This is a genomic window from Lachnoanaerobaculum sp. MSX33, from assembly GCF_000512995.1.
Taxonomy (GTDB): domain Bacteria; phylum Bacillota; class Clostridia; order Lachnospirales; family Lachnospiraceae; genus Lachnoanaerobaculum.
Map to the genome: position 1 here is coordinate 13,293 of NZ_AZXX01000084.1, position 13,222 is coordinate 26,514.

Genomic DNA, 13,222 nt, shown 5'->3' on the forward strand with positions numbered 1-13,222 from the left:
GTGAATTAAAAGCCCCTATACTTAACTTTATATTTTATCTTTATAAACTTTCAAAATATTATCCATTTTGGATTTCATATTCTCAAGTACCATATCAAACAAGGTAATCGCAACCATGCTTTCTACCACCACTACAGCTCTTGGAACTATAACAGGGTCATGTCTGCCCTTTATCTCAAGCTCCACCTCTTCATTTATCGCATTCACAGTTTCCTGCTTTCTTGCAATAGAAGGTGTAGGCTTTACTGCCGCATTGATAATTATAGGAGAACCGTCACTGATTCCTCCAAGTATACCGCCTGACATATTTGTCTTTTTTCTGATATGAAGTCCGGTATCATCCTCATCTACAAAGAAAGGATCATTATTTTGTGAGCCCTTCATAGTACTTACATGAAAACCTGCACCGAACTCCACTCCCTTTATAGCACCTATACTCATAACAGCTGCAGAAAGTCTTGCATCAAGCTTATCAAATACAGGTTCTCCAAGTCCCGGCATTACACCTGTAGCTATACAGCCTATGATACCGCCCAAAGAATCTTTCTCTTCCTTGGCTCTTTTTATAAGCTCTATTGCCTGAGCGGCAGCTTCATTATCCGGCATATATACATCATTTTCACTGCACTCTTCAAGATTAAAGTTTTCGGCATATACATTTCCGATGCTTTGAGTAAATGCCTGTACCTTGATACCCAGCATTTCAAGTGCCTTTATGGCTATGGCACCTCCTATTACTCTGCCTATTGTTTCTCTGCCCGAGCTTCTTCCTCCACCACGGTAATCTCTGAAGCCGTACTTTGAATCAAATGAAAAGTCTGCATGTCCCGGTCTGTAAGTAATGGCCAGTTCATCGTAGTCCTGTGATCTTTGAGACTGATTTTCAAGCATCACCATAATAGGTGTACCTGTTGTTTTACCGCCAAATACTCCGGAATAAATACGACATTTATCGCTTTCATTTCTGGATGTTGTAACGGTACTCTGTCCCGGTTTTCTTCTGTCCAGAAACTTTTGGATATCCTCTTCACTCAGTTCTATACCTGCCGGCACACCGTCCACTATAGCGCCCAAAGCTACACCATGAGACTCTCCAAAAGTTGTAACTACAAAGCTTTTTCCAAAACTTGAACCTGCCATTATACCTCCACTATGACACAGCAATTAGGCTGATTAACTTTTATTATATTTGAGCACATCACAATCAGACCTGTTGAATAATCTATCTTAAAGAATGTAATACTTCCGCTCTCATGATTTATGGATGCAATATGATGATTATCAGGGAAAATTGCCACATCCTTCGGATACTCACCGCTTATTGGAAGACACATTTTTTCTTTTAAAAGTCCTGTCTCGGCATCTCTCTCATACAGACATACCGAATTGTCACCTGCATTTGTTGTAAACAGGAATTTCTCATCGGCATTAAGTGTCAATGTGGTTGCGGCTGTAAGTTCCGATAGCTTATTGCTTCCTGTTGTAGGAACTGTTTGAATCTTCTCAATCTGAGGCATTCTGCAACCCGGCTTAGCTTCATAAGTAAATACATCCACCACATTTTTCATCTCATACATCAGGTATAGAAATTTTCCGTCTCTCGAGAATTCAAAAAATCTCGGTGCGGAATTTATATCGCATGGAATCATATCGACAAGTGAGAGTCTCTCATCTTTATTGTCAAAATGATATATTTTCACCTGATCTATTCCAAGGTCGGCAGCCATAACAAAATGTCCGTCAGGAGTTGTTCTTGTACAGCTTACATGAGGTCTGAAATTTCTCTCCGCTATGGAACCGAGTCCTTTGTGATAAACTTCATCCACTATCTTTCCCACACTTCCGTCCTTATGGAGCTTTAAAACCGTGATTTTTCCGTCATGATATCCGGATACAAATATAAATTTATCATTTACATCTGTTGAAAGATGACAACCTCTCATTCCGTTTATCTTTACAGAGTTTAATCTTTCAAGACCTCCGTCAGGCAGAATTCTGAATGAAACGATTCCTTCATCGGCAATTGAATACAATGTCTTCTGGTCTCTTGATTTGATGACATAGGAAGAGTTGTCTACATCCACTTCATCTTTTTTGACAAAACATCCCTTCTCAGTATCCACATCATATATTGTAATTCCCTTTGCTTTTCCTGTATATGAATAAGATCCCACATAGGCAACATATTTTCCGCTCATAAACATACTCCTTTAAATTATATAGCTCAATTCTATCATAAAATCCATATTTTTTGAACTTATTTACTCAAAATAATCTTGTATTCAAAAAATATTTTGACACCTTTCGGGATTTAAATTACCCAATCAAAATTGTTGGAAAGCTCATACGGTGTGTTCTGATATACATAGAAATTCAGCCAGTTTCCGTATAATGTATTGGAAAAATTTCTCCAGCTTAATACAGGTCTTGAAAAAGGATCATTGTCACTGAAATAGTTCTTCGGCAATGAAGGATTCAAACCCTTGGCCACATCTCTGTGATACTCATTGCTGAGAGTCATTCTGTCATACTCGGGATGTCCCTGTATAAAAACTTGAGATCCGCTGCCATACTCATTAAGCACAAGGAGTACTCCGGCTTCGTCAGACTTGGCCAAAACCTGAAGCTCAGGATGTTTTAATACATCTTCCAATTTAACTTCCGTATTTCTCGAATGTGGGCAGTTTACAAAATCATCCATGCTTCTGACCAAAGGAACTTTTTTCTTTAAAATCTCATGGACGAACACTCCTGCCAGCTTTTCTTTTCTCTCATATTTGGGTATTCCGAAATGATAATAAAGACCTGCCTGTGCCGCCCAGCAAATATGCAGAGTGGATGTTACATGAGTCTTTGACCATTCCATTATTTCACAAAGCTCACTCCAATAATTCACCTTGTCGTAATCCATAAGTTCCACAGGCGCACCGGTAATTATCATACCGTCATATTTATCATTCTTTATATCTTCAAAAAATGTATAAAATTTATTCAGATGACTCTGACTTGTATTCTTTGAATGATGACTCTTCATCATCAAAAATGAACAGTCCACCTGCAAAGGAGTATTTGACAATGCTCTGAGAATCTGTGTCTCGGTATCCTCCTTTATAGGCATCAGATTAAGTATCAATATCTGCAATGGACGAATATCCTGAGCTATAGCCCTCTCCTCATCCATTACAAATATATTCTCAGATTCAAGTATTGCTTTTGCAGGTAGTCCTTTTTGTATTTTTATCGGCATAGTACCTCTTTTCCGGTAGACAAAGCTGTCTACAAATAAACATATTATCCTTCTAAAAGTTTTAAGAAGTCCTCTTCTGAGATTATCTCAACACCCAGCTCTTTAGCCTTTTTATTTTTAGAAGAATTTGATGCGGTATCATTATTTATCAAGAAGTTTGTCTTGCTTGATACACTTCCCGATACCTTTCCTCCATTCTTTTCTATAAGCTCTTTCAATTCATTTCTGTTTGTAAAATGTTCAAGTGAGCCTGTGATTACAAAAACTTTTCCGGCAAATGAATCACTTCCGGCAGACTCTTCCGCTTCAAATATGAGAATCTCTCTAAGGCTCTTTACATTTTCTATATTCTTAGAATCCTTAAAGAACTCAACTATGGAATTTGCCAACACTTCACCGATTCCCTCTATTTCAAGCAGCTCATCTTTTCCTGCAGTAATGATTTTGTCGATATCATTGTCGAAATACTTTGCAATCATCTTGGCATTGGCACTTCCTATTCCGTTTATTCCAAGTGAATATAAAAATCTTGCCACATTTGTATGTTTTGCCTCTTCAAGTGCCGCCATAAGCTTCTCATAGCTCCTCTTTCCAAAGCCCTCCATATTTATAATCTCATCTTTATATCTGTCAAGCTTAAATATATCACTGTCATTTTTTATAAAGCCCTTTGAGAGGAATTTCTCCAATGTCGACTCTGAAAGTCCGTCAATATTTAATGCATCTCTGGACGCCATAAGAGCATACTGCTTTATATGCTTTATCTGACAGTCCGGATTTGTACATAAAAGTACCTTGGACTCATTGTCCTGCTTTATACTTGCATGGCTTCCACACGCAGGGCAGGTATCGGGAACTTTTTCAGTATTTGATTTTGTAAGATTCTCATATACCTGTGGAATTATCATATTAGCCTTATAGACAGATATTTCATCACCGACTCCAAGCATCAAATCTTCAAAAATACTTACATTGTGAAGACTTGCTCTTGAAACGGTAGTTCCCTCAAGTTCTACAGGCTCAAATACAGCCACAGGGTTTATAAGCCCCGTTCTTGACGGACTCCACTCTATATATTTAAGTTTTGTTATCTGTCTTTCATCACTCCATTTAAATGCCATAGCATTTCTCGGGAATTTTGAAGTACTTCCAAGTCTTTCTCCAAGTGCGATATCATCAAGTAAAAGCACCAATCCGTCTGAAGGAATATCATTGCTCTCTATCTTTGACTCAAACTCGGCTATATCATCTGCAATGCTTTTGCTGTCTGTGAATTTATATTCCACTACATCAAAGCCTTCACTTTTTACCCATTCAAATTGCTTTGCCTTTGAGTTTTCAAAGTCTATGCCGTCGGCTTTTACCACATTGAAAATATTACAATATACCATCCTTGACTTTGTAACGGCAGGATTAAGCTGTCTTACAGAACCCGAGCAAAGATTTCTCGGATTCTTATACTTGGCAGCTGCATCCTCTATGGCATCATTTATTCTCTTAAAGTCGGAATATTTTATAATCGCCTCACCTCTAAGTATCAACTCACCCTTAAACTCTATCTTTAGAGGTATATTTTGGAAATTTTTGGCATTATTTGTAATGACCTCTCCTATAGTTCCGTTACCTCTTGTAACGGCCTCCGCCAGTTCACCGTCTCTGTAGGTCAATACTATAGTAAGTCCGTCCATTTTCCATGAAAGTAATGCTTTATTATCACCAAGCCATTCTCTAAGATCTTCCACACTTTTAGTCTTATCCAGTGAAAGCATAGGGCTTTCATGGGCTTTCTTTGGAAGTTCACCTGCTATTTCATAGCCTACATTCTGAGTAGGTGAATTAGATAAAACCACATTTGTTTCTTTTTCCAATTCTAAAAGCTCATCATAGAGTTTGTCATATTCTATATTGGGCATTATCTCAACTGCATCCACATAGTAGCTTTTTGCAGCCTTATTAAGTATTTCAACCAGTTCCTTAATTCTCTTTTTCTTATCCATTTTCCCTTATCCCAAGTTCCTTGTATAATTTCTTTACTTCCTCATCACTTAGGTTTCTGTAATCACCTACTGCAAGTCCGTCAAGCTTTATATTTACTATTCTTACTCTGTTCAGCTTTTGAACTTTCATCCCACAGGCAAGACACATTCGTCTTATCTGCCTGTTTAACCCTTGAGTCAAAACGATACTGAAAGTATTTTTATTCAGCTTTTTTACCTTACATTTTCTTGTCTTAGTCTTTAACTCATACAGATATATACCGTTTGCCATTTTATTTATAAAGGCATCATCTATATCCTTATTTACTTTTACTATATATTCTTTTTCGTGATAGTTTGCAGCTCTTAAAAGGGAATTTGTAAGACTACCCTGATTTGTCAGAAGCAATAATCCGCTTGAATCCTTATCAAGTCTTCCTACAGGATATATTCTCTCCTTCATTCCTATATAGTCCACTACATTCATTGCACCGTCATTATCCGATGTGGTGCATACCAGTCCCTCAGGCTTGTTGAATGCTATTATTATAGGCTTTATCTTCTCTACATCCTTGCCCATACCTATATATCTGCCGTCAAAGCTTACAAGGTCCTCATCACCCACTGTAGCTCCAAGCTCTACCACCTGTCCGTTTATCATAACTCTGCCGGCTTCTATAGCTTTGTCCGCTTCTCTTCTGGAACAGACACCTATACTTGCCAGAAATTTATTTAGTCGCATTCTTTACTCTCTTTCTTCCAACTGTTATACACACTATAGAAACTACAAAACAGAGTCCTGCCAATAATTGTGATACGGCGATATTGGTATTCGGCAAAAGCAGGCTGTCTGTTCTAAGACTCTCTATTATCATTCTTCCAAGACCGTATCCTCCAAGATAGATAAAGAATACCTCTCCGTCAAATTTCTTTCTCTTTCTGTACCACAACATAAAAGCAAGTACCATCAAGTTCCAGCAGCTCTCATACAGGAAAGTAGGGTGAACCTGAATATACTTTATTCCGTCAATCTCCGTTACATGGTTTAATACATCATCATTTAACATTCCGGCACCTACTATATCAAGCTTATATCTTAGTGCAAAAAGTGAATCTGTATATCCTCCAAATGCCTCGGCATTGAAAAAATTCCCCCATCTTCCTATAGCCTGTCCGAGTATAAGTCCCAATACTCCGGTATCGGCCATTGAAAAAAACGACTGTTTTTTTACTTTGCAGTATACTGTCAGTGTAATTACTGCAGCTATTACGCCACCGTATATGGCAAGTCCTCCACCACGAAGATTTAATATTTGAATCAAGTCATTTTTATACATATCCCACTCAAATACTACATAGTAGATTCTTGCACCTATTATTGAAAAAACTATCGCATACATGGCAAAATCCAAATATATATCAGGATTTTGTCCTCTTCTTTTTGCATCTGCACAGGCAATATTTATTCCTGCAAGCATTCCAAGCCCTATTATTATTCCATAAAAAGCAATACTGAACCCAAATACATCAATATGATTTACCAAATGTTTTATATAAATCCCTAAATGTGGAAAAGCAACGTCCATCATAACCTCCTAAGTATTTTTATATCTTCATAGTATAGCATATTAGAAGGGATATAGCACTGCGAAAATTGGTATAAAATATATTAATGAAATAGTTTCGATTTAAGGCTTTACAAAAAACACCCTATGTTTTTACATAGAGTGCCTGCTGCTGTAATTCTAATAGATATTAGAATTACTGATCTTTCTTATCTTTACCATATTTTATTATTACTATATTAACAAATATTCTACATACCACATGTATTATCCAAAACATTCTAAATGCATCGCCGGTTACAAGTTCTTTTAGAGTCCATCCCTGCTTTATAAAATACATAAAAAACAACATTTGTACAACCAAAATTACAAATACATACAATAACTCTCTTATAATTATCTTCATAGAATGATTTCCTTCTCTGATATTAAGATTTTACAATACCTTAATACTACCCCGAAATATTATTTTTAGAAATAAATTGTATCCTAAGTTCCATTCTCATTCCTTCAGCCAGCCTTTTCAAAAGACTTACTGTTGGATTCCTTGTACCGTTTTCTAATCTGCTTATATCAGCCTGATTTATTCCTGTTCTTTTTGACAATTCCTTTTATATTATGAAGCAACTTTACCGGTTCAGTATATCTAAAAACTTCAGATAATTATTCTAGCATCTTAAATCCCGGAAAATATCTGAATATTACTTTTGCAATTATTTTTTCTTTGTATACATATGAATGAACCCATCTTCTGGAGTCCTCGGATGCGTTCCGGTTATCACCTAAACAAAAATAAGCTCCCTCAGGAACTTCAAAATGCATATCTGCTTCCGGAATCATAGGCTCTTTTATATAATTTTCTTCAAGAGGGGTTTCGGAATTGTTCAAATACACTCCTCCATTCTTAATATCCACAATATCTCCCGGCTCACCGATAATTCTTTTTACATAGTACTTCTTCTCATCATCAGGAAACTTAAAGATTATAATATCTCCACGCTTTGGCTCATTAAAAAGATAAGTGAGTCTGAATCCGATAATTCTGTCACCTGACATTATAGTATTCTCCATAGAAGGAGTCGGCACTCTTGAATTTGCTATAATAAAAAGATTTAAGACTATTGCTATTACAGCAGCCACAACCAGTACAGATACCCAACTGAAAATTTCTTTTATGACACCAAATTTTAATTTTCTATTTATCATATTCTCCCCCAACATAAGTTTCTAATATTCGCTAAGGTCAATTTTGATTTTTGTATTTGGAGCATTTCTCTTTAGCTCAAACGGTATTCCGTAATGACTGACAGCACTTTTTAAAAACATCGTAACAGCTGATGACATATTTAAACCTAAATCATTAAACGACTATTCAGCTGAATGCCTCAATTCTTAATCTACTCTTATATTAATATTTGTTGTAGCCATATTTATTACCTCTTTATATATAGCATAGTATTATGAATTTTTATATATGTCAATACATTGTAAATCATATATCCTTCAATGTGAAAATTGGTATAAAATATGTTAAAGGAATAGTTTCAATTCGAGGCTTTACAAAAAACACCCTATGTTATCACATAGAATGTTTGCTTTTACATGATGTGATTTTAATAGCTATTGTACCTTCTTATCTTTCTTATTCTTACCATATTTTGTTTTTATTATATGAACAAATATCCTACATACCGCATATGCTCTCCAAAATATTATAAAGGCATCGTCGGATACAAGTTCTTTTAGAGTCCATCCATGTTTTATAAAATAGATAAAAACAAACATTTGCACAATTAATATCAAAAATAAGTACAATAACTCTTTTATAATTGACTTCATAGAACGATTCCCTACTCTGATATTAAGATTTTACAATACCTTAATACTATCTCGAAATATTATTTTTAGGAATAAATTGTATCCTAAGTTCTATTCCCATTCCTTCAGCCGGCCTTTTCAAAAGACTTACTGTTGGATTCCTTGTGCTGTTCTGGCATCAACGATAGCCCTTATAACATCCATTTCCGGTTGCATATCTTCGTATTCTTTTCTGAATTTTATATCTTCAAGCTGTTCATTCAACATATCATCAAATGTTCTCATTTTCCACTTATCCTTTCTCCTACCTTTTCACAATCCTAACAACTCTTCTAAAGAAGTCATAGCCCCCGTTTATATACTCACCTATCTCTTCATCCTTATTTTCAAAATATGGTGAAACCGGAAAATATCCCCAAACAGGCCCCAGTCCGCCACATATATTGCGGCCTCCGTCTCCACCTTTATATGAAAACGCTCCGTCATCATATACAATTTCTCTGCAATACGGATCATCCGCTATATAAATTCCAAAAAAATTTTCTTTCTCCAAGACATACTCTTCGTCATCATCCATAAGCTCTATATGCCTAAGCTTCATAGAAAAATCCATATTGTTGCCCCAAGGAAATATGCTTCTACAGCCCTTGCCTGCTAAATACTCCCACTCTCTTTTTGTTGGAAGAGAGTAACCGGTATATGTTATATCCTGTAAAAGCTCCTTAAATGTGGTTTCTCTATACAGCTTACCATGCCAACTTCCATTTTCTTTATATAGACAAATACTCTTATGAACTGTTATTTCAGATATACCCTTCTTTTCAGCACTTTTAATCTTTGCTTGCAATTCTTTGTTTTCTTTAAGTTCATCATCCGAAATATCCTCCCAACAGGTTTCACTGTAGTCTTTTTGTACTAACAGAGGGTGTATTAAAATAGTCTCCTCCTTACTGAAATTGTTATTAAGATAGTCTTCTATCATTGATACAAATTCATTATCTTCAAGCTTTTCTTTTATCTTCTCTGTAATAGAATCCTGACTGTCATCTTCATACTCGTCTATAAATGAGTATGCGAGATCATATAAATTTTCTTCATTGAAAATCTCAGAAGGCTTTCTACCTTTGAAGTCAATTCCCAGCTTAACACACTCTCCCGGAACGAAAACAAATTCGATACCTTCCTTTGAGCGAAACTCTGCCGTATATGTAGACTTATTAAAAACGGAAAATTCTTTAAAGCCTATTACTTCCAAATCATATGTATTCGCAATATTATTTAATAATTCCTTCTTATCGTACACGGAAAGTAGATCATACTCAGGGTTATATAATTTTTCTATTGATATATTATTCATTGATTTGGGTCTCCAATTACTTTAAGTCGACGTATATTTCTTTTGAAAATAAATCTAATATCCAAACATAATAAATGCAACACTGACCGTTATTAGTATTATCTTTAATGTAGTCATTAAGCACCACTCCATTGCAACTCCAAATTCTAATTTGTCCATCTCTATAAACTGGGATTTACCTGTAGATATTATCGTCATCTACAATTTAATTTTTATCTACGAATATAATTCAACTCGACAATTCCATTATTTGTTATCGTGTTGATTAATTTCAATTTATGTTCCGCATCATTTTGGCTAAATAATTTTATACCATTCCCTAAAATTGTCGGAATAATGGATATAAGATACTCATCAATCACATCTGAAGAAATGGCTTGTTGAACTAAGTTTGCTCCTCCACATATCCAAATATCTTTTCCTTCAACCCATTTTAATTTCTTGATCAATTCCTCCAAATTATCACTTGTAAAAATGATCTTATCTGAATCTTGTTGTTCTCGGTGAGTGAAAACATAAGTCAATAAATTGTCATAAACCCAATTATCAGGGGATAACTCAGTTATTATCTGATTGTAAGTATTCCAACCCATCAGAACTGTGTCTATATTTTTTATAAACTCAGAATAGGTACTTTCGTTTTCTAAACAATCTTCATGACCTTGCAGAAAAGTGACACCCCCATTTTTATCAGCAATATAGCCATCTACACTCATAGCTATAAACAGTTTTACTTTTCTCATATCTTAACCTCAACTTCTAATTTGTCCATCTCTATAAACTGGGATTGTTAAATATTCTTTTTAAACCAGTTGTCTAAAAAATCCATTTGTTCATCTGTATGAAACCAATGTTCCCCATCTCTCATTATTGTCAGATTTGCATTTATTTTATTAGCAAAATTTGTCATTGTATTTACTGATGTCATATTGTCTTTATCCGCAAAAAGAATATTAGTAGGGATATTCCAGTTAATAGGATTATTTCTAATATAGGATAAATATTCCCATGACAAAAGTTCTCCAAAGGATGTTTTAATTTCTTTTTTTAGCATAAGTTCATCTTCTGAAATATTTGCCCATTTCATCATATCTAAAATCACTCTTTCCATATCTACAATAGGAGAAAACAACATTGCCTTTTCGATAGGTTTATCTGATAAAGATATTAATGAGAAAAATGCACCTACACTATTAGCGATTAGATAGATTTTATTATATTGAGGAATAATTGAATTAAAATAATTGCTAAACTCAATTTTTGCATCCCATGGTTTATCTGATTTATAATCAAATCCAATTATATCAAAATTATCATCAAAAAATTGTTTATAATGATTAGCTTCTTCTGCATTACCACCCTTACCATGAACATATATAACAACATTTTTCATTCAAATTCCCTCTACAAATTCCTATTTGTAATATTCATTTTAAAATAATATTTGATTTCTTCATATGTTAATTTTATTTCATCATCCTTCCCTAAAAGCTCCTTGCTTTACTCTTTTAAATTATATACCTATATGTTAAAATATAACAGGTTAACCTGGAGATTTATTCAGGTTTTATTGTGAATATACTTATTCAAAGCAAAAATATTTTAAAGAAGGTTTTTATATGAAACTAGGAATCGTTGGCTTGCCGAATGTAGGCAAGAGTACATTATTTAACTCATTGACAAAGGCAGGTGCTACTGCCGCAAACTATCCTTTTGCTACCATTGATCCTAATGTAGGTGTTGTAGCGGTACCGGATGACAGATTAAAGGAACTTGGCAAATTATATAATACAAAGAAAGTTACACCTGCACTTATAGACTTCGTAGATATCGCAGGTCTTGTAAAAGGTGCCAGCAAAGGTGAAGGTCTTGGAAACCAGTTTTTATCAAATATTCGTGAATGTGATGCCATAATCCATGTGGTAAGATGTTTTGATGATTCAAATATCATCCATGTAGAAGGAAGTGTTGATCCTATCAGAGATATTGAAACTATCAACTTAGAGCTTATATTCTCCGATATTGAGATTTTGGAAAGAAGAATTGCAAAGACTAAAAAAGCTGCTATGAATGACAAAGCCTTAAAGCATGAGCTTGATATCCTTTTGGAACTCAAGGATATACTTGAAAATGACAATATGGCAAGCAGCTACACATCTTCTGATGAAGAGGACTTAGCATTCGTAAAGTCACTAGGACTTATCACATATATGCCTGTTATCTTTGCCGCAAATGTAGCTGAGGATGACCTTGCTGATGACGGTGCGTCAAATGAGTATGTGGCTAAGGTAAAAGAATATGCCGCAAAATCAAACGCAAAGGTATTTGTTGTATGTGCAGCCATCGAAGAAGAAATTTCACAGCTTGATGATGAGGAAAAAGCAGAATATCTTGATGCTCTTGGAATTTCCGTATCAGGTCTTGATAAGCTTATTGCAGCCAGCTATGATCTGCTTGGGCTTTTAAGCTATCTTACAGCCGGTGAGGATGAATGTAGAGCCTGGACTATAAAGAAAGGCACAAAGGCTCCGGGAGCGGCAGGAAAGATCCACTCAGACTTTGAGCGTGGATTTATCAAAGCTGAGGTTATCAACTATCAGGATCTTCTTGACTGTGGCTCTACATCTGCTGCCAAAGAAAAGGGGCTTGTTCGTATAGAAGGTAAAGAATATGTAGTACAGGACGGAGATGTAATACTCTTTAGATTTAATGTATAAAAAGTTTATATAAAGGGGGCTTATATGAAAAAGAATACATTACCTGTTTTTGGTGTCGGTCCTATTTATGCCGTCAGTTGTTTTCTTCTAACCGCCTTCGGGCTTTTCTTAAAAAAGAAAGGATTTCTAAATGGCGGAGATCTTCCCGGCTTAAAATCTGAAGCAATGCGTATAGGCTTTATGCTCATTTTTATCGGAGTCTCATTGTGGATATATGCTGTGATCATTCAAAGAATCAGTAAAGAGATAAGCAGCGGGCATTTGGTAACAATCGGAATATATTCCATTGTCAGAAACCCTATATACCTCGCATTTTTATGTGTGTGTACAGGTATTTTGATAACTGCACATAATGTGTACTTGCTTATAATTCCGGTAGTTTTATATATATTCTTAACTGTACTGATGAAGCTGACCGAAGAAAAGTGGTTGCTTGATAAATTCGGATCGGAATATATAGAGTATTGTAAACATGTTAACAGGGTCATACCCTGGTTTAGACATTAATATATTTATGCCATCACTTGTGATGACGGAATGGA

General features: G+C 35.2%; 15 protein-coding genes and 2 pseudogenes. 2 read left to right on the plus strand and 15 right to left on the minus strand.

The window, feature by feature from the left end; translation table 11 throughout:
- Positions 1-27: 27 nt before the first annotated feature.
- From aroC to HMPREF1495_RS09555, 15 genes and pseudogenes are all read right to left on the minus strand, one after another.
- Positions 28-1,140 (minus strand): chorismate synthase, encoded by a 1,113-nt coding sequence (gene aroC, locus HMPREF1495_RS09495; RefSeq protein ID WP_034214212.1) that lies wholly within the window; start codon positions 1,138-1,140, stop codon positions 28-30.
- A complete protein-coding gene (locus HMPREF1495_RS09500) occupies positions 1,140-2,198 on the minus strand; it encodes a lactonase family protein (RefSeq protein ID WP_034214215.1) in 1,059 nt (352 codons plus the stop codon). The genes aroC and HMPREF1495_RS09500 overlap by 1 nt, the downstream gene beginning before the upstream one ends.
- A 113-nt stretch (positions 2,199-2,311) precedes the next feature.
- Positions 2,312-3,247, minus strand: coding sequence for a homoserine O-acetyltransferase MetA (gene metA, locus HMPREF1495_RS09505; protein WP_034214218.1), 936 nt, complete (start codon positions 3,245-3,247; stop codon positions 2,312-2,314).
- Positions 3,248-3,291: 44 nt separating this feature from the next.
- Positions 3,292-5,244 carry an NAD-dependent DNA ligase LigA gene (ligA, locus tag HMPREF1495_RS09510; protein WP_034214220.1) on the minus strand — a complete coding sequence of 651 codons (1,953 nt, stop codon included), beginning with the start codon at positions 5,242-5,244 and terminating at the stop codon, positions 3,292-3,294.
- A complete protein-coding gene (locus tag HMPREF1495_RS09515) occupies positions 5,237-5,965 on the minus strand; it encodes a pseudouridine synthase (protein ID WP_034214223.1) in 729 nt (242 codons plus the stop codon). The genes ligA and HMPREF1495_RS09515 overlap by 8 nt, the downstream gene beginning before the upstream one ends.
- A complete protein-coding gene (gene lgt, locus HMPREF1495_RS09520; RefSeq protein WP_034214226.1) occupies positions 5,952-6,809 on the minus strand; it encodes a prolipoprotein diacylglyceryl transferase in 858 nt (285 codons plus the stop codon). Before lgt ends, HMPREF1495_RS09515 begins: the two co-directional genes overlap by 14 nt.
- 175 nt (positions 6,810-6,984) lie before the next feature.
- A complete protein-coding gene (locus HMPREF1495_RS09525) occupies positions 6,985-7,194 on the minus strand; it encodes a hypothetical protein (RefSeq protein WP_034214228.1) in 210 nt (69 codons plus the stop codon).
- 46 nt (positions 7,195-7,240) lie between these two features.
- Positions 7,241-7,399: pseudogene (locus tag HMPREF1495_RS09530) on the minus strand (helix-turn-helix domain-containing protein); the annotation flags it as partial.
- A gap of 52 nt (positions 7,400-7,451) precedes the next feature.
- Positions 7,452-7,994 (minus strand): signal peptidase I, encoded by a 543-nt coding sequence (gene lepB / locus HMPREF1495_RS09535; protein ID WP_034214231.1) that lies wholly within the window; start codon positions 7,992-7,994, stop codon positions 7,452-7,454.
- Between the two features lie 21 nt (positions 7,995-8,015).
- Positions 8,016-8,138 (minus strand): annotated as a pseudogene (locus HMPREF1495_RS14105) (type II toxin-antitoxin system RelB/DinJ family antitoxin); the annotation flags it as partial.
- Between the two features lie 270 nt (positions 8,139-8,408).
- On the minus strand, positions 8,409-8,573 hold the full coding sequence (locus tag HMPREF1495_RS09540; RefSeq protein WP_242832889.1) for a hypothetical protein: 165 nt from the start codon (positions 8,571-8,573) through the stop codon (positions 8,409-8,411).
- Positions 8,574-8,753: 180 nt separating this feature from the next.
- Positions 8,754-8,891, minus strand: a complete 138-nt coding sequence (locus HMPREF1495_RS14280; protein WP_330368707.1) for a hypothetical protein — start codon at positions 8,889-8,891, stop codon at positions 8,754-8,756.
- Positions 8,892-8,910: 19 nt separating this feature from the next.
- Positions 8,911-9,963, minus strand: coding sequence for a hypothetical protein (locus tag HMPREF1495_RS09545; protein ID WP_034214236.1), 1,053 nt, complete (start codon positions 9,961-9,963; stop codon positions 8,911-8,913).
- 212 nt (positions 9,964-10,175) lie between these two features.
- Positions 10,176-10,706, minus strand: a complete 531-nt coding sequence (locus HMPREF1495_RS09550; protein ID WP_034214239.1) for a dihydrofolate reductase family protein — start codon at positions 10,704-10,706, stop codon at positions 10,176-10,178.
- A 47-nt stretch (positions 10,707-10,753) separates the two neighbouring features.
- Positions 10,754-11,356 carry an alpha/beta hydrolase gene (locus tag HMPREF1495_RS09555; protein WP_034214242.1) on the minus strand — a complete coding sequence of 201 codons (603 nt, stop codon included), beginning with the start codon at positions 11,354-11,356 and terminating at the stop codon, positions 10,754-10,756.
- Positions 11,357-11,582: 226 nt separating this feature from the next.
- On the opposite strand from HMPREF1495_RS09555, the gene ychF reads away from it, so the two are divergent.
- Together ychF and HMPREF1495_RS09565 are read left to right on the plus strand one after the other, a co-directional pair.
- Positions 11,583-12,680 (plus strand): redox-regulated ATPase YchF, encoded by a 1,098-nt coding sequence (ychF, locus tag HMPREF1495_RS09560; RefSeq protein WP_009446855.1) that lies wholly within the window; start codon positions 11,583-11,585, stop codon positions 12,678-12,680.
- A gap of 24 nt (positions 12,681-12,704) precedes the next feature.
- The gene (locus tag HMPREF1495_RS09565; protein ID WP_034214248.1) at positions 12,705-13,187 is read left to right on the plus strand and encodes a methyltransferase family protein; all 483 of its coding nucleotides are present in this window, start codon (positions 12,705-12,707) and stop codon (positions 13,185-13,187) included.
- The last annotated feature ends 35 nt before the right edge of the window (positions 13,188-13,222 follow it).

What these genes read in the sequence shown, in the direction of transcription:
- HMPREF1495_RS09515 (WP_034214223.1), bottom strand. Translation starts at nt 5,965, where the DNA reads ATGCGACTAAATAAATTTCTGGCAAGTATAGGTGTCTGTTCCAGAAGA.
- HMPREF1495_RS09540 (WP_242832889.1), bottom strand. Translation starts at nt 8,573, where the DNA reads ATGTTTGTTTTTATCTATTTTATAAAACATGGATGGACTCTAAAAGAA.
- HMPREF1495_RS09525 (WP_034214228.1), bottom strand. Translation starts at nt 7,194, where the DNA reads ATGAAGATAATTATAAGAGAGTTATTGTATGTATTTGTAATTTTGGTT.
- aroC (WP_034214212.1), bottom strand. Translation starts at nt 1,140, where the DNA reads ATGGCAGGTTCAAGTTTTGGAAAAAGCTTTGTAGTTACAACTTTTGGA.
- HMPREF1495_RS09545 (WP_034214236.1), bottom strand. Translation starts at nt 9,963, where the DNA reads ATGAATAATATATCAATAGAAAAATTATATAACCCTGAGTATGATCTA.
- lgt (WP_034214226.1), bottom strand. Translation starts at nt 6,809, where the DNA reads ATGGACGTTGCTTTTCCACATTTAGGGATTTATATAAAACATTTGGTA.
- ligA (WP_034214220.1), bottom strand. Translation starts at nt 5,244, where the DNA reads ATGGATAAGAAAAAGAGAATTAAGGAACTGGTTGAAATACTTAATAAG.
- HMPREF1495_RS09555 (WP_034214242.1), bottom strand. Translation starts at nt 11,356, where the DNA reads ATGAAAAATGTTGTTATATATGTTCATGGTAAGGGTGGTAATGCAGAA.
- HMPREF1495_RS09500 (WP_034214215.1), bottom strand. Translation starts at nt 2,198, where the DNA reads ATGAGCGGAAAATATGTTGCCTATGTGGGATCTTATTCATATACAGGA.
- HMPREF1495_RS09550 (WP_034214239.1), bottom strand. Translation starts at nt 10,706, where the DNA reads ATGAGAAAAGTAAAACTGTTTATAGCTATGAGTGTAGATGGCTATATT.
- HMPREF1495_RS14280 (WP_330368707.1), bottom strand. Translation starts at nt 8,891, where the DNA reads ATGAGAACATTTGATGATATGTTGAATGAACAGCTTGAAGATATAAAA.
- lepB (WP_034214231.1), bottom strand. Translation starts at nt 7,994, where the DNA reads ATGATAAATAGAAAATTAAAATTTGGTGTCATAAAAGAAATTTTCAGT.
- ychF (WP_009446855.1), top strand. Translation starts at nt 11,583, where the DNA reads ATGAAACTAGGAATCGTTGGCTTGCCGAATGTAGGCAAGAGTACATTA.
- metA (WP_034214218.1), bottom strand. Translation starts at nt 3,247, where the DNA reads ATGCCGATAAAAATACAAAAAGGACTACCTGCAAAAGCAATACTTGAA.
- HMPREF1495_RS09565 (WP_034214248.1), top strand. Translation starts at nt 12,705, where the DNA reads ATGAAAAAGAATACATTACCTGTTTTTGGTGTCGGTCCTATTTATGCC.